Source organism: Macrococcus carouselicus, assembly GCF_004359515.1.
GTDB lineage: Bacteria > Bacillota > Bacilli > Staphylococcales > Staphylococcaceae > Macrococcus > Macrococcus carouselicus.
Genome location: NZ_SCWD01000001.1, coordinates 386,558 through 412,857, shown reverse-complemented (window position 1 = coordinate 412,857; position 26,300 = coordinate 386,558). Strand labels below are relative to the sequence as shown.

Sequence of the window (26,300 nt, the reverse complement as noted above, 5' to 3'; positions counted from 1 at the left end):
TCTACCTCGTTTCTTCCTGACGTTCTTTCGCTCTTAACTGTCCACATGCTGCATCGATATCTGATCCATGCTCACGTCGGATGGTTGCATTGATACCGTGACGCTTCAGTTCTTTCTCAAACTTGAATATATCTTCCTTCGGTGTACGGACATAATCACGTTCGGGTACATGGTTGACCGGAATCAGATTGACGTGACAGTTGAGATGTTTAATCAGCTTCGCAAGTTCACGGGCGTGATGCACCTGGTCATTGACACCGCCGAACAGACCGTATTCAAATGTGATACGGCGGCCGGTCTTCTCAGTATAGTACTCAATGGCAGGCATCAGCTTATCCAGGTCATAGGCACGGTTGATCGGCATCAGTCTTGAACGCACATCGTTATCCGCTGCATGCAGGCTGAGAGCAAAGTTGATCTGCAGCTCCTCATCAGCGAAGTCATAGATACGCGGTACGACACCTGAAGTCGATACAGTGATATGACGTGCCCCGATATTCAGCCCGTTATCATGATTGATGATCTTCAGAAAGTCCATCATCTCATCGTAGTTCTCAAAAGGTTCGCCGATACCCATGATGACGACATGGCTGACACGTTCTTCTGTCTCGTCAAGTGCCATCTGCACTTTCAGGACCTGCGCGACGATTTCCCCCGCTTCCAGGTTACGTTTCAGTCCCCCTAGCGTACTTGCGCAGAATGTACAGCCGATACGGCAGCCGACCTGAGTCGTCACACAGACTGAGTTCCCGTAGTCATGGCGCATAAGTACGGTCTCAATCGTATAACCATCCTGTAATTCGAACAGGAATTTAATCGTCCCGTCCTTACTTTCCTGTTTGACGACAGTTTTCAGTGTTGTCATCACGAAGTTGTCCGCCAGTAATTCACGCAGTTCCTTTGATAAGTTCGTCATCTCTTCAAATGAAGAGACACGTTTGACGTAAAGCCAGTCAAAGATCTGCTTCGCACGGAAGCCCTGCTGGCTGTGATCAGCGAGCCAGTCTTTCAGCTCACCCAGCTGCAGAGAGTAGATGGACGGTTTTTCAAAATTCGGTAAAAACTTATTTTTCTTTTTTTCAAGCAATGCCATTATGACACGTCCTTTCTTCTGAGCTTCGCGATAAAGAAACCATCAGCATTGAAGTCATGCGGCAATATCTGCAGCGTCTTATGCGTTTCTCCTCCGAGCTCGATCGGTTCTATTTCAAAGTCCTTGTTTTCCTTAATGAATGAGTAGACGACATTTTCATTTTCCATCTGTTCTATTGTACACGTCGAATAGATAAGCAGGCCACCTGGTTTAACTGCTGCAGCTGCATTTTTCAGAATATCCAGCTGCAGCGGCCACAGATTATCGATATCCTTCGCTGTTTTCTCATATTTGATCTCAGGTTTGCGTTTCGCGACGCCGAGGCCGGAGCACGGTGCATCGACCAGGACTTTGTCGTACACCTTTTCAAACGGCGCCCTTGCATCATGCAGCGAGATATCGACATTATAAAGACGCAGCTTGCGCAGATTGAAGTCGATCAGATCCAGCTTATGTTCATGTATATCATGCGCATCGATATGGCCGGTGCCATTCAGCTTCTCCGCCATATGACAGGTCTTACCGCCCGGTGCGCTGCAGGTATCAAGAATCTCGTCTCCCGGCTCAGGCGCCATGATATGGGCCACAAGCATACTCGATGCATCCTGGATCGACACGAGACCATCTTTGAACAGTCTCGTCTGGACAATCGGCGGTCCCTCGATAAAGAGACATTCAGGAACGACAGCGGATTGTGTCACCTGGTAGCCATCAGCTTCAAGACGATTGATGGCATCGTCCACTGACAGCCGGGTCGTATTGACGCGGACACTTGTATCAGGACGTTCCAGCAGATTACGACAGATCTTCTCGGTCACTTCCAGACCGAAATGCGTCTTCCAGTGCTTGACCAGCCAGAGCGGTGTACTCGTCTCAATGCTGAGGCGTTTCAAGTCATCCTTGATATCACTCAGCGGACGCAGCTCACTGCGCTGAAAGTTGCGCAGAATTGCGTTCATCGTCTTCGCACCCGTGACACTGCCCCGTCTTTTTGTGATCTCCACCGCTTCGTTGATGATCGCATGGTCCGGAATTTTAGTGAGGAAGATGGCCTGATAGACGCTCATCATCAGCAGTCGTCTCATCCATCCTTTCACATTCGCTTTGATGAACGGTTCGATATAGTATTCAAGTGTCAGTTTGTGCTGCAGCGTGCCGTAGACCAGTTCAGTGAGCAGAGCTCTATCCTTCTCCTCCACTTTGTCATGCTTGATGGCATCGTTGATCAGCAGATTGCTGTAGCCGCCTTCTGTCAGGACATCATCCAGAATCTCCAGTGCGACATATCTGACGTTCTTATCCATTGAACACCATTCCTCTCAGGTCCTGGCGGCCGGCAGCAAAATCTCCGGCACGCATCCGCTTCTTACCGGCGGGCTGAATCTCCGTCAGCCGCACAGCGCCGTCGCTTGTTGCAACGAGCAGTCCTTCTTTATTCGCTTCAAGAATGACACCCGGTTCTCCGTGTCCCTCTGCCCGCTCTGCCGCCCAGAATTTCATATTCTGGCCGCACAGCTTTGCATAACCGACCGGCCACGGTGACAGTCCTCGGATGTGGTTATGAACAACGGCTGTGGGACGGTCGAATGTCACCCGTTCATCGGCACGGCTGATGTTGGACGCAAATGTAGCCTGACTGTCATCCTGCTCTGTACGTTCGTTTGTGCCGTCTTTAATACTCGGTAATGTCTCAAGCAGCAGCTCAACACCTAAAGATGACAGTTTATCATGCATCGTCCCGACATTATCTTTTTCTTCAATCGGAATAGCACGCTGACTGATGACGTCGCCTGCATCCAGTTTTTTCGCCATATACATGATGGAGACGCCGGTCTCCTCTTCTCCCTGTATGATGGAGTAATGAATCGGTGCCCCGCCGCGGTATTTCGGCAGCAGACTCGCATGAACATTGATACAGCCGAGTTCAGGCGCCTCCAGAAGCCGTTCCGGCAGCAGCTGTCCGTAAGCAGCTGTAATAATCAGGTCAGGCTGCAAGGCGATAATCCGTTCCATCTCCTCTGAACCATTCAGTTTCACCGGCTGCAGTACTTCAAGACCAAGCTTCTCAGCTGTCTGCTTGACCGGCGGCGGCGTCATGATTTTTTTGCGGCCCACGGGTTTATCAGGCTGTGTCACAACGGCTGTCACCTCATAGGCACGTGCTACTGCTTCAAGTATCGGACATGAAAAATCAGGTGTTCCCATAAAGACGATTCTAGTCATTATACATCTCCTCCAGTTCCTCAAGACTGACGGTGCGGGTCATTTTCTCCGTGAACAGGTGTCCATACAGATGGTCGACCTCGTGCTGAATCACACGGGCGATATCATCGAATGCCGTCATTTCCACTATGTTGCCATGCAGATCATTTGCTCTCACTTCTATTTTAACACTTCTCGGTACTTCTCCGAAAACATCAGGCAGGCTGAGACAACCCTCAATGTCCGTCTCCATCTCCTCTGAGTAGAAAGTGATGACCGGATTCACCAGCTGCAGAATGCCGTCCTCCTCCATATCAACAAGCGCCACTTTCAGGTCGACACCGATCTGAGGCGCTGCAATCCCTACACCGTCCTTATCGAACATCGTGTCTTCCAGATCTGTGATCAGCTGACGAAGAGAGTGATCAAATTTCGTGACATCCTTCACTTCCCGGTGCAGTAATTGATGATTCTGATCGATCATTTTTTTAATAGTCATCTTATGACCTCCTACCGTTATATATGCATCATATTAGTATAAGGTAAAGTGCAGCACGATAGCAAGTAAACAAAAACACCTTGTTCTATGAACAAGGCATTCTTACATCAGCATCTGAGGATTGATATCGATGCTTAAATTGAATTTATTTTTGACGAACTTCTCATAATAATAGTCATCCAGATAAGTGAGTGCCTGCAGCAGTTCGGGCTCACTCTTGAACTTGATGATGATCTGGAACCGGTACTGGTTGTTGATTCTTGCTATGGCGCACGGTGCCGGACCGAGAACATAGCTGGAGGGGGACAGATGATGGAGCAGCGTCTGATGAATATGCTTGCTCTCCAGCAGTACCTCCTTCATATCTGTATGACTGAAGATCAGATTGACGAGATAATAGTAAGGCGGATATTTACCGATTCTTCTGTAGTTCATCTCTTCCTTATAGAAACCGGTGTAATCGTTGTTCTTCGCGTACTGTATGGCATAATGCTCAGGGTTATAGGTCTGGATGATGACGTGTCCTTCTTTGTCAGCCCGTCCCGCACGGCCCGCAACCTGTGTCAGCAGCTGGAACGTCCGCTCGCTGCTTCTGAAGTCAGGCAGGTTCAGCATCGTGTCCGCATTCAGTACCCCGACAAGTGTGATATTCGGGAAGTCCAGTCCTTTGGCGATCATCTGTGTACCGAGGAGAATATTCGCCTCCTGATCCCTGAACTTATCCAGGAGCTGCTCGTGGGCACCCTTGCGAGACGTTGTGTCATTATCCATACGGATGACCTTCGCGCCGTCGAAGTGCTGATAGATCAGTTCCTCTACTTTCTGCGTACCGACCCCCATCTCACGAATATGCTCGCTGTCACAGTTCGGACAGGTGACCGGTTTATATTCCTTATGCCCGCAGTAGTGGCACTTCAGTTCATCAGTGACTTTATGATAGGTCAGACTGATATCACAGTTCGGACAGTTCGGCACATGACCACAGTCACGGCAGAGCAGGAACTGAGCATGCCCCCGTCTGTTCAGAAACAGCACAATCTGCTCCCCTTTCTGTATCCGGTCATTGATCGCCTGCGTGAGTTCCGCTGAGAACATGGAACGGTTGCCCGCTGCCAGTTCATCACGCATATTGACGACATTGACAGAAGGCACCGGAAACTGATTGGCACGTCTGGACAGGGTCAACAGTCGATAGACCCCTTTTTCTGCGCGGGCATAACTCTCGAGTGACGGTGTTGCACTCCCCAGGATAACCGGGCAGCTGTTATATTCGCCGCGCCACATTGCAATGTCCCTGGCGTGATAGCGGGGGTAATCCTCCTGCTTGTAGCTTGCCTCATGTTCCTCGTCGATGATGATCAGGCCGAGATTCTCAAACGGCGCAAAGACACTGGAGCGGGCACCGACACAGACACGTGCTTCGCCTTTTCTGATCTTGCGCCATTCATCGTAGCGTTCTCCCATACTAAGACCTGAATGCATAACAGCGACCCGGTCACCGAAACGTGCTTTGAAACGCTCGACCATCTGCGGTGTCAGTGCAATCTCAGGTACCAGCATCAGGGCCGTCTGCCCATTGTCCAGCACATCCGCAATCGTCTGCAGATAGACTTCCGTCTTACCGCTGCCCGTAATACCGTGCAGCAGAAAGACCTCATTTTTCCCGGCAGCTACCGCACCGCTGATTTCATCATAGGCGGTCTGCTGCTCGTCTCTTAAGACCTTTTTCCCGTCCTGCAGAAATTCACGGTGCTGGTAAGGGTCGCGGGTGTCTTCGATATCGATTTTTCTTACCAGTTCCTTCTTGACGAGGCCGTTCACCACTGCAGCTGAGAAATCACGTTCCTTCAGTTCTTTCAGCGTCAGAACACCCTCGTCTGCGAGCATCAATAAACAGGCTTTCTGCTTATCGCTGCGCAGAGCTTCAAGCGCTGTATCCAGGTTGATATCACACAGTTCCACTGCTTTTTGTGTCTTCACTTTCTGCTGCTGTCTGACCTCCACGTCTTCAGTGATGACGCCCGCTTCCACATAAGGCTTAAGTGCCGCAAGCTGATCAGCTGACAGTGAACTGATGCGGACCCTGTTCTGGCTGAACAGCTGATACAGTTCATCACTGACCTCCTCAGGCTCCTCCAGCCGGTACACCTTATGATACTTGCCCTTCACGGCGCGTGGCAGCATAATATCAAGGACAGCAATCCGTTTGGCGATATGGGTCGTCTGCATCCATTCACTGAGCCTGATGAGTTCCGTATTCAGTTCAGGCGTCATATCCTGGATATGGAGAATAGGTTTCAATGCCTTCTCGTGGTTCCTGTCCACCAGCTCAATGATATAGCCCTGTATCTTACGGGGACCGAAAGGCACAACGACTCGCATGCCGACTTTCATAATCGAAGCGAGCTCAGCGGGTACCTCGTAATCAAACAACTTGTCAACGCGTTTTGCATTGACATCAACGACTACACTAGCGTACATGCCGGTCACGCTTAATCTGACTTAATATCTCATGCGCGACTTCTTTCTTCGGCATTTTAGGAATGACGTGGGATGTACCGTCCTTGAAGAACATCTCCACCGCGTTGTCCTCTGATTTGAAGCCGATCGATTTATCACCTACATTGTTGGCAATGATGACGTCGGCATTTTTCTTCTCAAGTTTCCCGCGCGCATACATTTCGACATGATCTGTTTCGGCTGCAAAGCCCGCGAGGTACTGGTGCGTCTTATGCGTCCCGAGATATTTCAGAATATCCTGAGTCCTGCTTAAAGTCAGGGTCAGATCAGCGTCCTTTTTCTTCATTTTGCCTGCAATCTGTTCCGTTGTATAGTCTGCGACGGCTGCTGCCTTGATGATGATATCCTGCTCTTCCATGCGTGACGTCACCGCCTCAAACATCTCTGCAGCACTCTCAACCGGTACATACGTCAGACCTTCAGGCACATCAATCTCAAGACGTCCAGAAATCAGCGTCACGTCGGCACCGCGCAGCTGGGCCGCTTCAGCAAGCGCATAACCCATGCGGCCGCTTGAGTTATTGGTCAGATAGCGCACCGCATCAATACGCTCAACCGTCGGTCCTGCCGTGACAAGAATCTTTTCACCTGCAAAGTCATGCTGATAATGTTCAGCTGCTTGAAACTGCAGAATGACATCGATGATTTCTAGCGGTTCAGCCATTCGGCCCTCAGCAATATAGCCGCATGCCAGGAAACCCCTGCCCGGATCGATGAAATGATACCCCATCTCCCTTAACAGCTGCATATTGCGCTGAACTGCAGGATGACGGTACATATTGCTGTTCATGGCAGGCGCAATGAACGTCGGCTTCACTGAAGCGATTAAAGTCGTCGTCACCATATTGTCCGCAATGCCGCCCGCCAGCTTGCCGATGGTCGATGCTGTCGCCGGGGCGATGATGTTGATGTCTGCCCAGTCTGCAAGGTCGATATGCTTGATGACTGCAGGATTCGTCTCATCAAAGACATCGATGTGGACTTCATTCCGGCTGAGCGCCTGGAACGGCAGCGGTGTAATGAATTCTCTGGCAGAAGGCGTCATGATTACTTTCACTTCATGCCCGCTCTGGACAAGCTTACTTGTCAGGTCGACTGCTTTATAGGCTGCTATACCACCCGTTACACATAATAGAATCTTCATGATTGCCTCCTAATAAATAATATCTCCATTATACCTTAAATTTCGTCAAACAAAAAAGCCGGCAGCAGCCGACTTATTCTTCAATGTGGATACGTCCGGCAGCTACCTCTTCTAAAGCCTGGCCGACCGGTTTGTATGAAACGTAGCGTTCAAGTAAATTAGAATCAGGATAATCCTGAAGTTCACGCGCACGTTTTGCTGCAAGGGTCACGATAAGATATTTTGAATTGACATGTTCCTTAAGTTTATCAAGGGGTGGATATAACATTATTTTTTAGCCTCCAGTAACATTTTTCTGAAACGCGCTTCAATGCGCTCACGTTTCAGGTGTTCCGCTTCAACAATCGTCTGAATCTGTTTCTTCGCCTGCTCAATCTGATCATTGACTACTACATAGTCATAGAGATTCATCATCTCCACTTCCTTACGTGCCTCTGAAATACGATAAGCGATGACGTCCTTCGATTCAGTGCCACGTCCGATCAGACGCTCTTCAAGATGAGCAAGTGTCGGCGGCGCAAGGAAGATGAAAAGCGCTTCCGGGAATTTCTTCCGGACCTGTTTTGCACCTTCCACCTCTATTTCGAGGAAGACATCCTTACCGGCATCCATCGTCTGTCTGACGTACTGCACAGGCGTGCCGTAGTAGTTGCCGACATATTCAGCATATTCGATGAATTCATCATCGGTTATCAGCTGTTCAAATTCATCCCGGCTTTTGAAGAAATAATCGCGTCCATCAACTTCCCCCGGACGCATCGTGCGTGTCGTCATAGATATAGAATACTCGAAATCCGTTTCCGGGTCATCAAATATAGCTTTCCTGACAGTACCCTTCCCCACACCGGAAGGGCCAGATAGAACGATTAGTAAACCTTTTTCAATATCCATTGTTACGACCTTTCTACATTAAATTGATTATTATTAAGAGTAACACAAATATTTTCAAAAATACATGCTTCATTTCATATTATGATGTTCAAGTGTTAAACTAGGTAAATAGAATAATGAGGTGAATGACATGGCTTTTGATGGATTATTTACGGGCAAGATGCTCGAAGAACTGGAATTTCTCGTCTCAGGACGTATCAATAAAATTACGCAGCCGGATACACAGACCATCATTCTGACTGTCCGTGCAAACAGAAAGAATCAGCAGCTGCTGATTTCTGCCCACCCGAATTTTGCTAGAATACACTTAACAGAGAACAAAGCGCCGAACCCATTCGAACCGCCCATGTTCCTGCGCGTCCTGCGTAAGCATCTGGAAGGGGGCATCGTCAAAGCTTTCAGCCAGAAAGGCAACGACCGGATCATCAGAATGGATATCGATAATACGGACGAAATCGGTGACCCCGTCAAACGTCGCCTCTTCATCGAACTGATGGGTAAGCACAGCAACGTCATCCTGACCGACCATGATAACAGAATACTGGACAGCATGAAGCACTTGACGCCCAATACGAATGCGGCCAGAACCATCATGCCGGGCTTCACATATGAGGAACCGCCGACAGCAAAGAAAAAGAATCCATATGAGCTGGAGACCATCTCTGACCTGCTGGAGGCCCATCCCGTCAGACGGCAGCTGCAGAACCTGCTTGAAGGTTTCAGTCCCCTCGCCATAGACGAACTGCTCGCAGCAGATGATGATATCGATCAAGCCTTCCGCAAGTTCATGCAGAGAGCTGAGGACGTGACGCCTGTCTACTATAACCAGGGGCCGAAGGAATATTTCTACTTCATGCCGCTCGAGACACTCGGCGAGCCGGTTAAGACATTCGATACATTATCCGCCCTGGTCGATGATTACTTCAATGAACGCGGTGACCGTGAACGGATTAAATCAAGAAGTATTGACCTCAGCCGCCATATCTCACAGCTGCTGCAGAAGGACAGAAAGAAGCTCGCGAAACTGATCAATGAGCTGGAGGAGACGGATTCGATGGAGGATACCCGGCTCTTCGGCGAACTGATCACTGCAAATATGTATCAGCTGAAGTCAGGGATGTCAGAGTTTGAAGCATTCAACTATTATACGAACGAGCATGTGACGATTCCGCTGAATCCACGTAAATCGCCCGCAGAGAATGCACAGTACTACTACAAACAGTATAATAAGCTGAAAACCCGTAAAGTCCATGCGGCCAGCCAGATAGAAGAGACGAAACGGGAGATCGATTATCTGGAGAACCTGGAAGGCCAGCTCTCCTATATCACTTATGACGATATTGAAGGCATGCGCGAGGAACTGATGGCGCAAGGTCTCCTCAGAAAACGTCAGAAACACAGAAATAAAGCAGCGAATAAGATCACACTCGAGAAATACCGGTCATCTGACGGGATAGAGATCCTAGTCGGCAAAAATAATCTGCAGAACGATTATCTGACCCATAAGGTCGCCCGTAAGGACTACACCTGGTTCCATACGAAGGACATACCCGGCTCTCACGTGGTGATCATGTCAAAGGAGCCGTCTGACCAGGACCTGATGGACGCGGCACTTCTCGCTGCCTACTATTCAAAGGCAGGACAGTCAGCGACCGTACCGGTGGATTATACGCTGATCAAACACGTTCATAAACCAAGCGGCGCCAAACCCGGCTTTGTGACCTATACTGATCAGTCGACTATCTTTGTGGACCCTGATAAAGCATCGGTCGATAAAATGAGAGTGAAATAGGATATAAACAAGCATCTCCTTTATAAAGGAGATGCTTGTTTAACGTTCATCCGGCAGAGTTCTGACCCAGCCGAGAAGCACCACTGTCTGACAGATGACCATGACTAGAAGTCCCAATCTGATATAGGGGTGATCAACCATCCAGATGGAAAATCCGACTATGATATAGAGACTGAGCAGCACTCTGAATTTCTGCTTCAGCGTAAATCCACGTCTCTTCTGAAATTCAAGCACGTAAGCCTGGTAGACCTTCGTTGAAATAAGCCAGTCATGAAATCGTTCAGAACTTCTTGCGAAACAGACACCGGCAAGCAGCAGGAACGGCGTTGTCGGTAGAAGCGGCAGGATGACCCCGGCGAGTCCGAGTACCATTGCGATCAGACCGACTATTACTAAAAAGATTCGCATGTCCGCCTCCTCTCTAATAAAAAAGACAGTCCATAGACTGTCTAGTCAATTTATATCAGTTTCCAGATATCGGTTGCATATTCATTGATTGTACGGTCACTTGAGAACTTACCAGATTGCGCGATATTGACGAGACTCATCTTATTCCACTGCTTCTGCTCTTCGTACAACGTCACTGCTTTAATGTGCGTCTCAAGATAAGAGGTGAAATCTTTCAGAATGAAGTAAGGATCGTTATTCGTCAGTATGCGGTAATAAATATCGCTGAACGTCTCACCTTTTGCATAGCTGCCATCTTTCAGGCCATTTAAAATCGTCTTCAGCCTGTCATCAGTCTGGTAGATATCTTTCGCCTGATAGCCGCCTTTATTCTGGTAGTTGATGACCTGTTCACTTGAAAGACCGAAGATCAGGATATTGTCCTGCCCGACTCGTTCAGCAATCTCAACATTTGCCCCGTCCATCGTGCCGAGCGTCACCGCGCCGTTCATCATCATCTTCATGTTGCCGGTACCGGATGCCTCCATTGAGGCAGTCGAGATCTGCTCGGAGATTTCAGCAGCCGGCATAATATACTCAGCTAATGTGACATTATAGTTTTCGAGGAAGACCACTTTGATGCGGCCAGCTACATCTCTGTCGTTGTTGACCATCTCACCCACAACGTGAATCAGCCGGATAATCTCTTTCGCCAGATGATAGCTCGGTGCTGCCTTGGCACCGAAGATAAAGGTCTGCGGCACCATCTTCAGCTTTGGATTCCGTTTGATTTCGTTATAGAGATGAATGACATGGAAGATGTTCAGCAGCTGACGCTTGTATTCATGGAGACGTTTGACCTGAACATCAAAGATAGAGTGTTCATTCACTTCAATGCCCGTCTTCTTATAGATAACCTCCTGCAGCACCTTCTTGTTATGAAGCTTGACTTCAGCCAGGTTGCTGAGGAAACTCTCATCATTCTGATAGCGCAGTAACTGAGTCATTTCCACAGGCGACTTCACCCAGTGGTCGCCGATACTGTCACTGATCAGTTCAGCGAGGCGGGGATTGGCGCCCAGCAGCCAGCGACGATGCGTGATGCCGTTCGTCTTGTTATTGAACTTTTCCGGCGTCAGACGGTAGAAATCATTGAACGTATAGTTCTTGATGATATCTGAATGCAGCGCTGCGACGCCGTTGACACTATAGCTGCCGACGATAGCAAGCTTACTCATATGGACGACACCATCACTGATGACTGCCATCTCACTGATTCTGTCGCGCAGCGACTCGTGGTTATCGAAGATAGACTTACAGAACCGCTCATTGATCTCATCGATGATCATCAAGATCCTTGGATTTACACGTTTCACCAGCTCGACCGGCCATTTCTCAAGTGCTTCCTGCATAATGGTGTGGTTTGTATAAGCGAATGTGTGTGACGTGATCTCCCATGCCTGATCCCAGCTGAGTCCTTCTTCATCCATCAGAATGCGCATCAGTTCCGGGATGCCGAACGTCGGATGTGTATCATTGATCTGAATCACGTTCTTCTTGTGGAACGCTTCAATCGGCAGATCATCATTCGCCTTGAAGCGATGAATCAATGTCTGGATTGTAGAAGATACAAGGAAATACTGCTGTTTCAGACGCAGGAAACGTCCCTCTTCCTTGGAATCATCAGGATAAAGAAAGCCGGATATTTTCTCGACGCTCTGCTTATATTCGAGCTGATTCATATAAGGTTCCGGGCTGACTGCATCATCAGGTACTTCAGCACTCCAGAGACGCAGTGTATTGACGACATCATTCTCATAGCCGACGATACCGATGTCGTATGGCACGGCAAGCACGACTTCCTGGTCTTTATAACTGAACTGATACTGATCGTTGTCAATGACGAAATCAACTTCACCACCGAACCTGACCTGAATGGCTTCATCAATCTTTCGTGTTTCCCACGGATAGACTTCACGCAGCCAGTTATCCGGCAGTTCAATCTGACTGCCTGAAACGATACGCTGCTCAAAAAGGCCGTACCGATACCGAATGCCAAAACCATTGCCCGCATAACCGAGACTTGCGATGGAATCGAGGAAGCAGGCAGCAAGACGGCCGAGACCCCCGTTACCGAGACCCGCATCATGTTCCTCGCCGTAGACATCACGCGGACTGCGTCCCAGGTCCTCAAGGACTTCATCACAGACCTGCTTGAAGCCTGTATTGATCAGATTACTTTCAATCAGTCGGCCGATCAGAAATTCCATTGACAGATACGAGACCTGTCTGTTCTGTTCGTTGATATAGCGCTGTTCTGTTTCGATATTTGCTTCGTTGATTGAATCCTTGAGGATAGATGTGATGGCGTAGAACAGATCTTTATCGGTCGTCTCTTCAAGTGTTTTCGTTCTTTTATCCCTGACCTTCTTCTCAAGCAGCTCTCTGAATTCCTCTTTAGTATATGTTTTCACGTCGATTCTCCTTAGTATATGTCAAGATATTGGTGTGCAGATTGAGACCAGCTATGGTTGACTTTCGTGATGTTCATGAACATCGTTCTGTAGAGTGTAGGATCGTTGAAAATAACAAGAGAATCATTGAGTCTGTCAAGCAGCTCATGTGCATTGTAGTTGGCAAATGTCAGTCCTGTACCCTTTCCTGTATAAAGATTGAATGGCATGACAGTATCTTTAAGCCCCCCTGTCTCACGGACAATCGGAATGGCTTTATACTGCAGGGCAATCAGCTGCGACAGCCCGCAAGGCTCAAACAGCGACGGCATGATGAAGAAATCACTTGAAGCATAGATCTTACGTGAGAATGACTCACTGAAGCCGATGTACGTATAGACTTTACCGGGGTACTTCGCCGCCAGATAGCTGAAGTAGGATTCAAACTCATAGAGACCATTACCCAGTATGACCACCTGAACATCCTGCTGAATGAATTCTTCAAGAATGCGGGTGATCAGGTGCAGACCCTTCTGTTCAACCATCCGAGTAATGATAGAAAACATCGGCGCATCGCTGACCGGCAGTCCTAACTCCTTCTGAAGACGCTTCTTGTTCTGACGTTTCTTCGGTATAGAGGTCTTGAACGGCACCTCTATACTGTCATCTTTCATCGAATTGTAGTCATTGACGTCTATACCATTGATGATACCGAGCAGATCGCCGCTTCGATAGTTGAGCATCGGTTCCAGGCCTTCACCATAATAAGGAGTCCTGATTTCCTCAGCATAAGTAGGTGAGACCGTCGTGATCTTATCAGCATGGAAAAGAGCTGCTTTCATCAGATTCAGCATGCCGTCCCACTCAAAGCCGGAAAAATGAACCATGTCCAGATTGAACAGCTGACCGAAAGCGGCGTGCTCCATCCAGCCCTGGTAGAGAATGTTATGAATTGTAAAGATGGTGCGGATGCCCGGTACCGGCTGCTTGATCTTGGCGATGGCCACTGCCGCCGCTGCCTGCCAGTCATGACCATGCAGGACATCCGGCTTATAGTCACCGCGATAGATGAACTCAATGACTGCATTTGAGAAGTAGACGAATCGTTCGCCGTCATCCTCATAGCCATACAGATTATCACGCTTGAAATACTGTTCGTTATCAACGAAGTAATAGTGTGTGCCTTCATAGATCATTTCAAATATTCCTGTATACTGCTGACGCCAGCCGACTTCAGTGTGATAGATCATGACCTCAGACAGCAGGGCCCGATATTCAGATTTCAGCTGTGAGTATAACGGCAGAATGACACGGACCTCGCAGTCATCCGTGTCATTTAAATATTGCGGCAGGCTGCCGATGACGTCGGCAAGTCCACCTGATTTGAAGAATGGGGTGCATTCCGATGCAACAAAGAGTACTTTTTTCATCATTTTACCTCTTTTTATATGGTCTGACGTTTAGCAACAACAAAGGGTTTATCCCCGGAACCTCTCAGATGTTGCCCATCATTAATCGTCACGTCTTTATCAAGTATAACATTTTCAAGCACAACGTTTTCGCCGATCCTGCTGTTCGTCATGATGATAGAGTTCTTGATGACGGCACCTTTAGCGACTTGTGCACCGCGGTATAGAATACTGTTCTCAACGCAGCCGTCAATCACACAGCCATTTGCGACAATAGCATTCTTCACGACACAATCATCCAGATATTTTGTCGGCGGCTGATTGGAAGTCTTCGTACGGACACGACATTCCTGCATGAACAGCTCTTTATAGATTTCAGGGTCAAGAACCGCCATGTTGCTGTGATAGAACGTTTTAAGTGAATTGATGTAGAACGAACGCGTACTGACATCATAGAATCTGACGTTCAGCTCATCCAGTCGTTCCTGGATGCCATGAAGAAAGAACGTGTCTTTATAGTTGTCGATACAGAAACTGATGATATCCATCAGCTTTTCCTTTTTGATGATATAGACGCCCGTGAAAAGGTGCTGATTGCTCTGTTCATGGTTCAGGAAAGTCACTTTGCCGCTCTCTTCATTGATCCGCAGTACAGGACCGTGCATCTCCTGCAGCTGATCTTTATTCTCTGCGATCAGGGTGATGTCGGCATCCGATTCGACATGATACTTGTAAGCATCCTTGTAATTGACATTCGCAATAAATTGTGATCCTGAGATGATGACATCCGTTGCTTTTGAACGGCTGAAGAAATCGTGGTTATTATGAAAATGCCTTAAATCGCCGCGTGAGATATCAGTCGGGTCATGCCAGTCCGGGGGCAGCACGAAAAGTCGTGAATGTTTGTCGTTCAGACCGAAATGCTCACCATTTTCAAGATGGTCAAGCAATGAACGGTATTTCTGGTTGACGAAAAGTGCAAGTTCATCAACTCCTGAGTTCACCATGTTGGAGATACTGAAATCAATCAGACGATAACGTCCGGCGAACGGCACGCTTGCGCCGTTACGGAAATACGTCAGTTCCTCTAAAAAGTCATGTTCATTTTCCAAGTTAATCAAGCCCATTAAAGAACGCATGCTTATTTGCCTCCATTCGTATAATCATCAATATTTTCAGGACCGACGACAATCGGTTCGGATTCGTCAGAGCCGTCAATCGTAACCCCGTCCGGTATTTCAAGGTCATGCATGACAATCGCTTTACGTATTGTACAATCTGCACCCACTACAGTACGTGGGTGGATGATCGCATCTTCTACAGTCGTATTCTCACCGATAGTCACTTCACTGAAAAGAACTGAGTGATTGACATGGCCGAAGATAAATGAGCCAGGACAAACAAGTGAATCTTTCAGTTCAGCAGAATTGCCGATATATTGAGGTGGCAGATTAAGTTCGTGAGAGTACGTCGGCCACGACTTACTGTTCAGCAGCTGCGCTAAGTCCTTCTCAAGCAGATCCATATTCGCTTCCCAGTATGACTGAATTGTACCCACGTCTTTCCAGTAACCATCGAAGCGATAGGCATACAGCTGCTTATCATGAGCGAGCATCTTCGGAATGATATCGTTTCCAAAGTCATGTTCAGAAGCGGTATCTTTCTCATCTTCCACCAGATATTCACGGAGCACTTTCCAGTTGAAAATATAAATACCCATAGACGCGAGGTTATTCTTCGGCACCTCAGGTTTCTCGTCAAATTCATAGATCTTGTAATCTTCCTCAGTATTCAGAATACCGAAACGTGATGCTTCCTCCATCGGCACCTCAATGACTGAGATAGTCGCATCCGCATTCTTCTCTTTATGGAACGCAAGCATCTGCTGGTAATCCATCTGATAGATATGGTCACCGGATAAAATCAGCAGATATTCCGGGTCATACTGATCGATGAAATGAATATTCTTTGTGATGGCGTCAGCCGTACCGTTGAACCATGAAGCCCCGTCCTGATTGGCAAATGGCGCAAGAACTGAAATACCGCCTTCCTGACGATCAAGCCCCCACGGCTTTCCCATACCGATATGACGGTTCAGGAGAAGCGGTGCGTACTGCACGAGTACACCGACAGTGGAAATCTCTGAATTGGATAAATTGCTTAAGGTAAAGTCGATGATTCTGAACTTCCCGCCGAACGGTACAGCAGGCTTGGCAATATTCTTTGTCAGCTGACCGAGACGCGTGCCTTTACCCCCTGCTAATAACATTCCTACTACTTCTTTACTCATTTGGATTCCCCCATATTTTTAATTTTACCTGTCTGCTGATAGATTGACATGCCAAAAGGCGGTAATTTTGTTCTGATAATATACTTATACCCCGGATGATCATTTTCAACTGCAAAAAGTTCATCCGTCACCTGCTGGCCGCTGCCTCCGAAGGCGGTGAGATCGGAATTGAAAATCTCCCTGTAGCCTGCATCCACCGGCACACCGACCGGAAAATCGTAGTAGACCTGGCCCGTCATATTGATGACGACAATCAGCTCTTCATCTGCACTCCGTCTGATGTAACTGATGACAGCCTGCTCGTTGTTGTCCGCATCTATCCACTCGTAACCCGCCGGCTCAAAATCCAGCTCATATAACGCCGGATGAGCCAGATAGAACTGGTTCAGCGTTCTGACGTATTTCTGCATCCCGCGGTGATAAGGGTATTTCAGAATGAACCAGTCGATCTGCTCCTTGTCCTTCCATTCTGAATAAAGCCCAAGCTCACTACCCATGAATAACAGCTTCTTGCCTGGTTGCGTCATCTGGTAGCCATACAGTGCCCTTAAATTAGCGAATTTCTGCCACTGATCGCCCGGCATCTTATCCAGCATGGACCGTTTGCCATGCACCACTTCATCATGCGAGAAGGGCAGAATATAGTTCTCGTTATAGCGGTACATCATCGGAAATGTCAGATGCCTATGATTGAAAGGTCGTGCTTCCTGAGACAGTTCGAAATAATCAAGTGTGTCATGCATGAAGCCGAGATCCCACTTGTAGTTGAAGCCTAACCCCCCTTTATCCACAGGAGCTGTTATCATCGGAATATCTGATGAATCCTCTGCCATCATCAGCACGTCCGGATGATACTGAAAGACGATGGTATTCAGCTTCTGTATAAAGGCGACCGCTTCTTTATGCACACTCGTGCCTTCATCATTATAGATTTTTGTCTCCGGTGTATGATTCTCGAAGTTGAGGTCCGTCATGCTGTGCACCGCATCCACTCTTAAACCATCGAGATGAAACTCCGTCAGCCAGTAAATCGCATTCGAAATCAGGAAACTCTGAATCTCGGGTCTGCCGAAGTCAAATGTCAGTGTGCCCCATCCTCTTTTATCGGCACGTCTGGCATCTGCATACTCATATAACGGCTGGCCGTCGAATAATCTGAGACCGTGAGCGTCCTTACAGAAGTGAGCCGGCACCCAGTCCATGATGACGCCGATTCCCGCCTGGTGGAATGAGTCGATCAGATACTTAAAGTCGTCCGGTGAACCGAAACGTGAGGTCGGCGCATAGTAACCCGTCACCTGATAGCCCCATGACAGGTCGAAGGGATGTTCAGTGATAGGCAGAAACTCAACGTGACTGTAACCCATCTCTTTGACGTAAGGTACGAGTTCGTCTGCCATCTCCCGGTAGCTATAGTAGGTCGCATCCGTATAGTCATCCACTGTCCAGTCAGGCTGCTTCCTGACTTCATGCTTACGCCATGTACCCAGATGGACTTCATAAATATTGACCGGCGAACTGAAATGACTTCTGGTGCTCCTCTTCTTCAGCCATTCAGCGTCCTGCCACTCATAACTGGACGGCGCTTCGACTATCGAAGCTGTCCGGGGTCTCTTCTGAGCATAGCGTGCATAAGGATCAGCTTTCAGCAGCTTCCCCTCAGTCGTATCAAGTACATATTTGTATGTCGTACCAGCCGGGATATCAAACACGCCCGACCAGAGACCTGCATCCGTCACTCTGGTCAATGCATAGTCTCTTCCGGTCCAGTTATTATGGTCCAGTCCTACAGCTACATGCCGGGCATGCGGTGCCCAGACCGTAAAAGCTGTCTGCTGAGTCTCCGGATCGTAGTGAGACCCGAGAAATCGATAGGACTCATAATGTGTGCCCTGATGAAATAAATATTGATCTAGGTCAGTAATGGACTGCATCTTCATTTCCTCTCACTTCCTTTAGTTATATTATAGTCTATACCCTTAGACAACCGCAAAGTAAAAGAGAAAACTGTATCGAAATAACGAAAATTAAATCTTTCTTTAAAAAAGAATCTTTACTCATCAAAATACAGGAAATATCATTTCAATCACTCTATAATAAAAGTATTCCGACTAGGAGGTCTTCTATGACTTGTGGCTACATTGATTCACTTAACACAGTAACTCTTACCTTCAACGGGTCAGTTCAGACACCCTTCAATCTTAAAAGCAGCACATCGACTGTGCCCCTTGAATTAACAGAGGACAAAAACGGCAGTTATTCTTTCACTTCTACTGAATCTATTGCACTTAATCAGCAGTGGTGGCTGGAGTGTGGAGACAGATATTTTCCTGTCAAGACAGGAAAAGTGGTCAGAACCGCTGAATTTGAACGTTTATATGCAAAAAAACATGATCATTACGGTGCAGTCTATTCGCCTGACAGAACAACTTTCACAGTATGGTCCCCTGTCGCCCATCAGATTATTCTGCATCTTGATGATGAGCAGCATGTGATGACTTACTGCGACGGCGACTGGTCCATCACTCTCTCAGGAGACCATCATCTTGCGACCTACTATTACGAAGTTCATGTCAATCATGAAGAATATAAAGTCATAGATCCCTATACAAAGGGACTGACACTGAACTCGACAGCCGGTGTAGTAATCGATACCGACGTTGCACCTGCCGGCTTTTCTCATCATACTAGACCTGTCCATGCGCCTGCTGACAGTATCATCTATGAGGTCCATGTCAGAGATTTCTCGATGCATCCGAACAGCGGAATACCGGATGAGCTGAAGGGCAAATTCACGGCCCTTTCACTTGCCGGTACAACGACGCATAATGGCTATTCGACAGGTTTTGACTATATTCGTTCGCTAGGTGTCACCCACGTCGAATTACTGCCGGTCAATGATTTCGCCAAAGTAGATGATATCCATTTCCGGAAAAGCTATAACTGGGGCTACGATCCTATGTACTTCCAGACACTAGATGGAAGTTATTCTACAGCGCCAGAAGCGCCTGAAAGCAGAATCATTGAACTTAAGTCAGTGATTCAGCATTATCATGAGGCTGGTATCGGCATGATACTGGATGTTGTCTTCAATCATGTCTTTGATCAGCCGACTTCTTCATTCGAACAGCTGGTACCTGGCTACTATTTCAGATATTATGATGACCTGTCTCTCAGCAACGGGACAGGCGTCGGCAATGATTTTGCCAGTGAACGACTGATGGGCCGGAAATTCATCCTGGATACTCTCCTCTATTATGCTGAATATTTTCAAGTCGATGGCTTCCGCTTTGATCTCATGGGTGCCATTGATACTGAGACGATGAGACAGGCTGAAGTGATGCTGACCGCCCTTCATCCTGATATTCTGCTGCTCGGTGAAGGGTGGCACCTGAATACCGCTATACCTGACGATATGAAAACGACTCATGATCAATCATCCAAAGTGCCGGCTATCCATTTCTTCAATGATCATTTCAGGGATTCACTTAAAGGCAATAACTTTGATATCGCCGATACCGGTTACTTCAATGGTCGCGGCAGATATCAGGAACGCATCTATCAGCTCTTTCACGGCGCATACGGTCTGCCGGTCAGTCAGACCATCAATTATACCGAAGTGCATGATAACCATACGCTATTCGATAGACTGTCCTACACCTCACGCGATCCGCGGATTGTGCTGAAACAGCATCAGATGATCACCCTCTTCACTTTGTTGAGTCAGGGTATTCCTTTTATTCATGCAGGTCAGGAGTTCTACAGAACGAAATATGGACACGGCAATACCTATAACCTCGGTGATTTCATTAACCGCATCGACTGGAACAGACGAATAAAATACAATGATGATATAGCAATTATTCGCAAGGCGATCCAGCTGAAAAAGGAATATGAGGTCTTCCGGTTAAATGATCCTTCAAGAATCATGGAGGTCCCGACTGTTCAACCGCTGCTTGGTGTGCTGCTGTTTGATGATCATGATGAGTTTATCATCTATTTCAATCCCACAGCGCTTAATCATACGATTGAAATGCCGAGACAAGGGGTATTTAAAATAGAACTCAGCAACTCACATTCAAGCGGCCAGGTGAAAGGCTCATTTCTGCTTGCCCCCTATGAATGCATCGTACTCAGAAAAACAACTTACTAAGGAGCGTTGATCATGCCAACAAGACAAGAATGGGAACAGAAAATAGCTCAGAGCTTAATAGCAGAAGAAAAATATCAGCAGTTATCAGAAGACAAGAAGGCAGAGGGATTTCAAGGGGAACTCGCCTTCGGGACAGCGGGAATCCGCGGAATTATCGGCCTTGGACCTAACCGTCTGAACCGTTTCACAGTGCAGAAAGTCGCCTATGGTCTGAGCCGTTATCTAAACGAAATCAAAGAAAATCCGACAGTCGTTATCGCCTATGATACCCGTCATCTCTCACCGGAGTTCTGTGACGAGATTGCAGTGGTATTAGCCTCTAACGGCATCAAAACATATAGATATGACCGTTACCATACAACACCTGAACTGTCATACGCCGTGCGTCACCTTAAGACAGATGCCGGCGTCATGATCACAGCCAGTCACAACCCACCTGAATACAACGGCATTAAGATTTACGGACCGGACGGGGGTCAGATGGCTTTGGAAGGCTCCAAAAAAGTGAGCCAGTATATCGGTCAGATCACAGATGAACTGAATATCGAAGTAAAAGATAGAGCAGCACTTCAGCAGAAAGAGCTGATTGTGCCGGTTCCAGCTGAAGTGATTTCCTCTTACAAGAATGAAGTCATCAATCTGATCAAGGAGATTCCGCAGTCGGCGCTTACAGTTGTCTTCTCAAGTCTGCATGGTACGAGTGTGCCGATTGTGCCGGAAATTCTGGAGGCAGTCGGTTTCAGTAACTATCAGCTGGTCGAAGCGCAGTGTAAGCCTGATGCTGACTTCTCAAGCGTCAAGTCGGCTAACCCTGAAGATCACGAGGCATTCGACATGGCGGTTGAACTGGGTAAAAAGGGACAGGCTGACCTGCTGATCGCCACTGACCCCGATGCTGACCGCATGGGTGTCGTCGCACTCCATGACGGCGACTACCATTACTTCAATGGTAACCAGCTTGGCAGCCTCCTGCTTAACTACCGGATCAGTCAGACTGCAGATATCGCTGACAGAGCAGCAGTTAAGTCGATTGTGACAAGTGAACTCGGCAAAGTCATCGCGGAGAAGAACGATGTCAGAATGTTTGATGTGCTGACAGGATTCAAATTTATCGCAGAGAAAATCGCGGCGTTCGAAGCTGATGACTCCTATCATTATATCTTCGGTTACGAGGAAAGTTACGGCTATATGGCCAGTCCATTTGTCAGAGATAAAGATGCGGTACAGATCGTGCCGCTTATCATCAAGCTGGCGAGTGAGCTGAAGAATGAAGGTAAAACCCTTGTTGATCAGATGAATCAGATTTATGTTGATTATGGTCATTATCAGGAGAAACTGTTCGCTCATAAATTTGACGGTCAAAGCGGTAAAGACAAAATCCGGACCATCATGCAGAATGCCCGTGACAATGCACCGGCTGAAATTGCCGGTCTGAAAGTGATCGCCACTGAAGATTATCTGAAACAGGAACGCCGTGATGCAACCGGCACACACGCTATCGAACTTCCGCAGGCAGATGTGATCAAGTTCTTCTTTGAGGACGGCTGGATTGCACTCCGCCCTTCCGGAACAGAGCCAAAGATTAAATTATACGTCTCACTCATCACTGAAGACATCGAAGGAATCGCTCAGCAGATCAATGATATTTTCTTCAGTTGAGTGTATTCTGCTCACACAGAAAGACCCCGATGAACTCTCATCGGGGTCTGTACTATATGTTCCTGAAATAGTCGAGCCATTCGATATTGCGTGTAAACATCAGATACATCACCATCAATATGATCAGCAGCAGATTCATCTTGAAGATATCCACTTCAAACTTATGGTCACGATGATAGGAGATAAAAAGACGGGTCGGAATACTCATGACGACAAGAAAACAGATGATCTCAAATGGATGGTTGTATGAAGGGTGAAGCAGTTTCAGAATAAGCTGAATAGATGTCAGAACGCTGACCAGTGTATAATAACTCAATATATCGACAAAGACTTTGTAGATGGTGATATGTGAACTGATGGATATGACCTGTATGAGAAAAGTGAAGACAACCAGCACAAGCGTAAAGATAAGGCCGGATACTGCAAACTGAATACCTGCCTGCCAGTTGAATCTATCATCAGCAGCACCGATAAAGAAGACAATGACCAGATAAAGCAGCATGTTCAGCAGCGCCCATAAAAAATAGCGTCCACTTGTTATATCGTCCGCCACAATCTGAGGTCTTGTAAACGTGTATTTCAAGTAACTGCGAAACGACTCAATTCTATAATCGAATTCCTCAACCGGTCTGATGACCAGCGCCTTCAACTTCGATTTTTTCTCAGGCGACTGACTGAAATGCCTTACTTTCTTAGCTGTTGATGATGTCTCTATAAAAGAATTGATATGGTTCCACTTCCGACTCATAAGTCACCTCCACAAAAGACCGTTTACTGTAGTATACAATAAACGGTCTTCTTATAGTGACTAAAGATGATCACGGAAGTGATTAAGTGACTCAATATCTTCTTCTTTTATTTTATTCATCTCAGCAGCGACTTTAACCAGTGCATCGAAATCGCTTAATGTATAGTAAGGATAGCCTGCTTCTGCCAGACGTTCCTTCCCTTTAGACAGCTGATAGCTGAAGATCGCGACGATACCTATCACGTCAGCACCATGTTCTTTCAGGGCGTCCGCTGCATCAATCGCAGAACCACCTGTCGAGATAAGGTCTTCAACCACGACTACTTTCTGGCCCGGACTGACACGACCTTCTATCTGATTGCCCTTGCCATGTTTCTTGCTTGAAGAACGCACGTAACTCATCGGCAGATTCATCTTCTGGGAGACGAACGCGGCATGCGGAATCCCTGCCGTCGCTGTGCCGGCAATCACTTCAGCACCTGCAAAGTGGTCGTTGATCAATGTGACGAGTCCTTCTGCCACTTCATCACGCACTGCCGGATAGGACATCGTCAGACGATTGTCACAGTAAATCGGGCTCTTGATACCTGACGACCATGTATAAGGGTCATCAGGACTTAATGTCACCGCTTCAATTTCAAGTAAACGTCTTGCAATCTCTTCTTTTAACATCCTAGTTCCCACGCTTTCTTAATAGAATGATATTTCGCAACAGGATCCGCATCCTGAGTGATGGAACGACCGACGACTATGTGTGTTGAACCATTCTGACGGGCAAATTCAGGCGTCGCGATTCTGACCTGGTCACCTTTCGCATCGTCCATAGTCCGGATACCCGGCGTCACTTTCAGAAAATCTTCACCTAGAGCATCACGGATCATGGCACTTTCATTAGCCGAACAGACAATACCGGCAAGTCCGGCATTCTGCGTCACATGTGCATAGTTCAGAATGCTGTCGTTGATACTGCCCGGAATCCCTTGTTCCTTGTTCATCAGATTTTCAGATGTACTCGTAAGCTGCGTGACTGCGATAAGCGCCGCGCTGCTGCCCCCTTCCTTAAGACCAGCGAGAGCCGCCTCCATCATTTTGCTGCCGCCTGCTGCATGCACGTTGATCATCTGAATATCAAGCCTGCTGAGACCTTTCATAGCCTGACCGACCGTATTCGGAATATCGTGCAGCTTCAAGTCAAGGAAGATATCATGACCGAGGTCGCGCACTTCCTTGACAATAGCTGGACCGTTCTGCAGATAGAGTTCCATACCGATCTTGACAAACAGCTGCTCATCAAACGGCTGCAGAAAAGCGAGAACATCTTCCATATTCTTGAAATCAAGTGCAATAATTGGATTGGTATTCATCATTTTACCCCCAGAATATCAAGTGTGCGACCTTTGAGTTCGTGGATATGATTCACACCGAGCTGATCGAGCAGTGCCGGTAATTCATTGATAATAGTCTGACAGACTGTCGGATTCTGGAAGTTAGCCGTACCGACAGCGACAGCATCTGCGCCGACTGAAATAAAGTCGATGACGTCCTGTGCATGGGTCACGCCACCCATCGCGATGATTGGAATATCCAGATGCTGACGGACTTCATAGACCATACGCAGCGCAACCGGTCTGATTGCAGGACCACTTAAGCCACCGATTGTATTGGCGATGATCGGTGCACCCGTTCTGCTATTCAGCTGGAGGCCGACCAGTGTGTTGATCATCGTCAGACCATCGCAGTGAGGTGCGACAGCCTGTGCCATCTGCACGATATTCGTCACGTTCGGCGATAACTTCACGTAGACCGGTACGCTTGACACCACTTTGACCGCCGCCGTCAGACGTGCTGCCGTCTCAGGGTCAGTACCGAACTGAATGCCGCCTTCCTTGACGTTCGGACACGAGATATTCAGCTCAAGCGCCTTGACGTTCGGTGACTTTGAGATATGTTCTGCAACATAGACGTAATCCTCTTCAGTGGATCCTGCGACGTTTGCGATGATGGGTGTCTCAAACTGCTCCAGCCACTTCAATTCATGTTCGATGATGTGGTGGACACCCGGGTTCTGCAGTCCGATGGCATTGATCATACCGCTTGATGTCTCTGCAACACGCGGCGTCGGGTTACCGAAGCGCTGTTCTTTAGTCGCTGCCTTGATCATAATGGCGCCGAGGTTATTCAAGTCCATAAACTGTGCATATTCCTTGCCGAATGCAAAGCAGCCGGATGCCGGCATCACGGGATTCTTAAGCTCAAGGCCAGGTAATTGTACTTTCAGCCTCATAGTTCAAGCTCTCCTTTCCTGAAGACCGGTCCGTCACTACAGATTTTAACGTACCCCTCATCGTTGTCCACTTTACATACACATGCATAACATGCACCAATGCCGCAGCCCATACGCTCTTCAAGCGACACATATCCTTCAGTATCAGGCAAAGCCTCCTGAATCGCCTTGATCATGACAATCGGCCCGCATGTGTAGAATGTGTCATAAGTCTTCGGTAATGCTTTGATGACATCCGTCACGAATCCTTTCGTGCCGTAGCTGCCATCTGCTGTCGCGATATGTGTTTCGCCGAGAGCTGCAAACTTGTCCGCATAGAAGATATCGTCTTGTGAGTTGAAGCCGAGCACATGGATGGTCCTGATGCCTCTTGCGTTCAGCTGTTTTGATAGTTCGTATAACGGGGGTACACCGATACCGCCGCCGACCAGGAGTGCTGTATCTGCTGCAGCTTCCACCGGGAAACCATTACCCAGCGGTGCCAGTATATCGATTGTATCGCCTGCTTTCGCTTTAGCGAGTGCTTGAGTGCCCTTACCATCTGCACGGTAGAGGCAGGTCAGTGTTTCATGATCACTGTTCACTTCACAGATAGAGATCGGTCTTCTGAGCATGAACTCAGAAGAATCTCCGACTCTGATATGAACGAACTGACCCGGTGTCTTCATATTGCGTGTAATTTCACCTCGCAGCACCAGTTCATAAATATTTCTGGCAATCAGATTGTGACTGACAACTGTCATATTTTCCTGAATGTTTTTCAACTGCATCGTAGC

22 protein-coding genes are annotated in these 26,300 nt (G+C 47.7%); 3 read left to right on the top strand and 19 right to left on the bottom strand.

From position 1 onward, the window contains the following. Position 1: 1 nt before the first annotated feature. The 8 genes from rlmN to gmk form a co-directional block, all read right to left on the bottom strand. Complete coding sequence (rlmN, locus tag ERX40_RS02065) at positions 2-1,093, bottom strand: dual-specificity RNA methyltransferase RlmN (RefSeq protein ID WP_424960713.1); 1,092 nt, start codon at positions 1,091-1,093, stop codon at positions 2-4. Further along, positions 1,093-2,397: a 16S rRNA (cytosine(967)-C(5))-methyltransferase RsmB gene (gene rsmB, locus ERX40_RS02060; RefSeq protein WP_133416836.1), complete on the bottom strand. Its 1,305-nt coding sequence runs from the start codon at positions 2,395-2,397 to the stop codon at positions 1,093-1,095. Before rsmB ends, rlmN begins: the two co-directional genes overlap by 1 nt. Beyond that, positions 2,390-3,316 (bottom strand): methionyl-tRNA formyltransferase, encoded by a 927-nt coding sequence (fmt, locus tag ERX40_RS02055; RefSeq protein ID WP_133416835.1) that lies wholly within the window; start codon positions 3,314-3,316, stop codon positions 2,390-2,392. The genes rsmB and fmt overlap by 8 nt, the downstream gene beginning before the upstream one ends. Continuing rightward, entirely contained in the window at positions 3,309-3,794 is a 486-nt protein-coding gene (def, locus tag ERX40_RS02050) for a peptide deformylase (RefSeq protein WP_133416834.1), read from the bottom strand. Before def ends, fmt begins: the two co-directional genes overlap by 8 nt. A gap of 102 nt (positions 3,795-3,896) precedes the next feature. After that, the gene (gene priA, locus ERX40_RS02045; protein WP_133416833.1) at positions 3,897-6,275 is read right to left on the bottom strand and encodes a primosomal protein N'; all 2,379 of its coding nucleotides are present in this window, start codon (positions 6,273-6,275) and stop codon (positions 3,897-3,899) included. Beyond that, positions 6,265-7,461, bottom strand: coding sequence for a bifunctional phosphopantothenoylcysteine decarboxylase/phosphopantothenate--cysteine ligase CoaBC (coaBC, locus tag ERX40_RS02040; RefSeq protein ID WP_133416832.1), 1,197 nt, complete (start codon positions 7,459-7,461; stop codon positions 6,265-6,267). Before coaBC ends, priA begins: the two co-directional genes overlap by 11 nt. Positions 7,462-7,531: 70 nt before the next feature. Then, a complete protein-coding gene (gene rpoZ, locus ERX40_RS02035) occupies positions 7,532-7,726 on the bottom strand; it encodes a DNA-directed RNA polymerase subunit omega (RefSeq protein ID WP_133416831.1) in 195 nt (64 codons plus the stop codon). Continuing rightward, the gene (gmk, locus tag ERX40_RS02030; protein WP_133416830.1) at positions 7,726-8,349 is read right to left on the bottom strand and encodes a guanylate kinase; all 624 of its coding nucleotides are present in this window, start codon (positions 8,347-8,349) and stop codon (positions 7,726-7,728) included. The genes rpoZ and gmk overlap by 1 nt, the downstream gene beginning before the upstream one ends. 130 nt (positions 8,350-8,479) lie before the next feature. Between gmk and ERX40_RS02025 the strand changes: the two genes are divergently transcribed. Beyond that, positions 8,480-10,141 (top strand): Rqc2 family fibronectin-binding protein, encoded by a 1,662-nt coding sequence (locus tag ERX40_RS02025; RefSeq protein WP_133416829.1) that lies wholly within the window; start codon positions 8,480-8,482, stop codon positions 10,139-10,141. Positions 10,142-10,180: 39 nt separating this feature from the next. Here the strand turns inward: ERX40_RS02025 and ERX40_RS02020 are convergent, their stop codons facing one another. From ERX40_RS02020 to glgB, 6 genes are read right to left on the bottom strand one after another with little or no spacing between them, the layout of a single operon-like run. After that, positions 10,181-10,549 (bottom strand): YbaN family protein, encoded by a 369-nt coding sequence (locus ERX40_RS02020; RefSeq protein WP_133416828.1) that lies wholly within the window; start codon positions 10,547-10,549, stop codon positions 10,181-10,183. 50 nt (positions 10,550-10,599) lie between these two features. After that, on the bottom strand, positions 10,600-13,002 hold the full coding sequence (locus ERX40_RS02015; RefSeq protein WP_133416827.1) for a glycogen/starch/alpha-glucan phosphorylase: 2,403 nt from the start codon (positions 13,000-13,002) through the stop codon (positions 10,600-10,602). A gap of 11 nt (positions 13,003-13,013) precedes the next feature. Then, positions 13,014-14,411: a glycogen synthase gene (locus ERX40_RS02010; RefSeq protein WP_165980624.1), complete on the bottom strand. Its 1,398-nt coding sequence runs from the start codon at positions 14,409-14,411 to the stop codon at positions 13,014-13,016. Positions 14,412-14,425: 14 nt separating this feature from the next. Next, entirely contained in the window at positions 14,426-15,529 is a 1,104-nt protein-coding gene (gene glgD, locus ERX40_RS02005) for a glucose-1-phosphate adenylyltransferase subunit GlgD (protein ID WP_133416825.1), read from the bottom strand. A 2-nt stretch (positions 15,530-15,531) separates the two neighbouring features. After that, entirely contained in the window at positions 15,532-16,680 is a 1,149-nt protein-coding gene (locus tag ERX40_RS02000) for a glucose-1-phosphate adenylyltransferase (RefSeq protein ID WP_133416824.1), read from the bottom strand. Beyond that, positions 16,677-18,620, bottom strand: a complete 1,944-nt coding sequence (gene glgB, locus ERX40_RS01995; RefSeq protein WP_243712892.1) for a 1,4-alpha-glucan branching protein GlgB — start codon at positions 18,618-18,620, stop codon at positions 16,677-16,679. Before glgB ends, ERX40_RS02000 begins: the two co-directional genes overlap by 4 nt. Before the next feature lie 185 nt (positions 18,621-18,805). Here glgB and pulA point away from each other — a divergent pair, with 185 nt between their 5' ends. Both pulA and ERX40_RS01985 read left to right on the top strand, forming a co-directional pair. Next, complete coding sequence (pulA, locus tag ERX40_RS01990; RefSeq protein ID WP_133416823.1) at positions 18,806-20,833, top strand: type I pullulanase; 2,028 nt, start codon at positions 18,806-18,808, stop codon at positions 20,831-20,833. Between the two features lie 12 nt (positions 20,834-20,845). Then, complete coding sequence (locus ERX40_RS01985; protein ID WP_133416822.1) at positions 20,846-22,492, top strand: phospho-sugar mutase; 1,647 nt, start codon at positions 20,846-20,848, stop codon at positions 22,490-22,492. A gap of 52 nt (positions 22,493-22,544) precedes the next feature. On the opposite strand, the gene ERX40_RS01980 is transcribed toward ERX40_RS01985, so the two are convergent. The 5 genes from ERX40_RS01980 to ERX40_RS01960 are packed head-to-tail and all read right to left on the bottom strand — an operon-like array spanning position 22,545 to position 26,294. Continuing rightward, positions 22,545-23,240 (bottom strand): hypothetical protein, encoded by a 696-nt coding sequence (locus ERX40_RS01980; protein ID WP_133416821.1) that lies wholly within the window; start codon positions 23,238-23,240, stop codon positions 22,545-22,547. Between the two features lie 60 nt (positions 23,241-23,300). Next, positions 23,301-23,912, bottom strand: coding sequence for an orotate phosphoribosyltransferase (gene pyrE, locus ERX40_RS01975; protein WP_133416820.1), 612 nt, complete (start codon positions 23,910-23,912; stop codon positions 23,301-23,303). After that, a complete protein-coding gene (gene pyrF, locus ERX40_RS01970) occupies positions 23,906-24,604 on the bottom strand; it encodes an orotidine-5'-phosphate decarboxylase (RefSeq protein ID WP_133416819.1) in 699 nt (232 codons plus the stop codon). Before pyrF ends, pyrE begins: the two co-directional genes overlap by 7 nt. Beyond that, on the bottom strand, positions 24,604-25,524 hold the full coding sequence (locus ERX40_RS01965; RefSeq protein ID WP_133416818.1) for a dihydroorotate dehydrogenase: 921 nt from the start codon (positions 25,522-25,524) through the stop codon (positions 24,604-24,606). Before ERX40_RS01965 ends, pyrF begins: the two co-directional genes overlap by 1 nt. Next, the gene (locus ERX40_RS01960; protein WP_133416817.1) at positions 25,521-26,294 is read right to left on the bottom strand and encodes a dihydroorotate dehydrogenase electron transfer subunit; all 774 of its coding nucleotides are present in this window, start codon (positions 26,292-26,294) and stop codon (positions 25,521-25,523) included. Before ERX40_RS01960 ends, ERX40_RS01965 begins: the two co-directional genes overlap by 4 nt. Positions 26,295-26,300: the final 6 nt, after the last annotated feature.

What these genes read in the sequence shown, in the direction of transcription:
- rlmN (WP_424960713.1), bottom strand. Translation starts at nt 1,093, where the DNA reads ATGGCATTGCTTGAAAAAAAGAAAAATAAGTTTTTACCGAATTTTGAA.
- rsmB (WP_133416836.1), bottom strand. Translation starts at nt 2,397, where the DNA reads ATGGATAAGAACGTCAGATATGTCGCACTGGAGATTCTGGATGATGTC.
- fmt (WP_133416835.1), bottom strand. Translation starts at nt 3,316, where the DNA reads ATGACTAGAATCGTCTTTATGGGAACACCTGATTTTTCATGTCCGATA.
- def (WP_133416834.1), bottom strand. Translation starts at nt 3,794, where the DNA reads ATGACTATTAAAAAAATGATCGATCAGAATCATCAATTACTGCACCGG.
- priA (WP_133416833.1), bottom strand. Translation starts at nt 6,275, where the DNA reads ATGTACGCTAGTGTAGTCGTTGATGTCAATGCAAAACGCGTTGACAAG.
- rpoZ (WP_133416831.1), bottom strand. Translation starts at nt 7,726, where the DNA reads ATGTTATATCCACCCCTTGATAAACTTAAGGAACATGTCAATTCAAAA.
- gmk (WP_133416830.1), bottom strand. Translation starts at nt 8,349, where the DNA reads ATGGATATTGAAAAAGGTTTACTAATCGTTCTATCTGGCCCTTCCGGT.
- ERX40_RS02025 (WP_133416829.1), top strand. Translation starts at nt 8,480, where the DNA reads ATGGCTTTTGATGGATTATTTACGGGCAAGATGCTCGAAGAACTGGAA.
- ERX40_RS02020 (WP_133416828.1), bottom strand. Translation starts at nt 10,549, where the DNA reads ATGCGAATCTTTTTAGTAATAGTCGGTCTGATCGCAATGGTACTCGGA.
- ERX40_RS02010 (WP_165980624.1), bottom strand. Translation starts at nt 14,411, where the DNA reads ATGAAAAAAGTACTCTTTGTTGCATCGGAATGCACCCCATTCTTCAAA.
- glgD (WP_133416825.1), bottom strand. Translation starts at nt 15,529, where the DNA reads ATGCGTTCTTTAATGGGCTTGATTAACTTGGAAAATGAACATGACTTT.
- ERX40_RS02000 (WP_133416824.1), bottom strand. Translation starts at nt 16,680, where the DNA reads ATGAGTAAAGAAGTAGTAGGAATGTTATTAGCAGGGGGTAAAGGCACG.
- glgB (WP_243712892.1), bottom strand. Translation starts at nt 18,620, where the DNA reads ATGAAGATGCAGTCCATTACTGACCTAGATCAATATTTATTTCATCAG.
- pulA (WP_133416823.1), top strand. Translation starts at nt 18,806, where the DNA reads ATGACTTGTGGCTACATTGATTCACTTAACACAGTAACTCTTACCTTC.
- ERX40_RS01985 (WP_133416822.1), top strand. Translation starts at nt 20,846, where the DNA reads ATGCCAACAAGACAAGAATGGGAACAGAAAATAGCTCAGAGCTTAATA.
- ERX40_RS01980 (WP_133416821.1), bottom strand. Translation starts at nt 23,240, where the DNA reads ATGAGTCGGAAGTGGAACCATATCAATTCTTTTATAGAGACATCATCA.
- pyrE (WP_133416820.1), bottom strand. Translation starts at nt 23,912, where the DNA reads ATGTTAAAAGAAGAGATTGCAAGACGTTTACTTGAAATTGAAGCGGTG.
- pyrF (WP_133416819.1), bottom strand. Translation starts at nt 24,604, where the DNA reads ATGAATACCAATCCAATTATTGCACTTGATTTCAAGAATATGGAAGAT.
- ERX40_RS01965 (WP_133416818.1), bottom strand. Translation starts at nt 25,524, where the DNA reads ATGAGGCTGAAAGTACAATTACCTGGCCTTGAGCTTAAGAATCCCGTG.
- ERX40_RS01960 (WP_133416817.1), bottom strand. Translation starts at nt 26,294, where the DNA reads ATGCAGTTGAAAAACATTCAGGAAAATATGACAGTTGTCAGTCACAAT.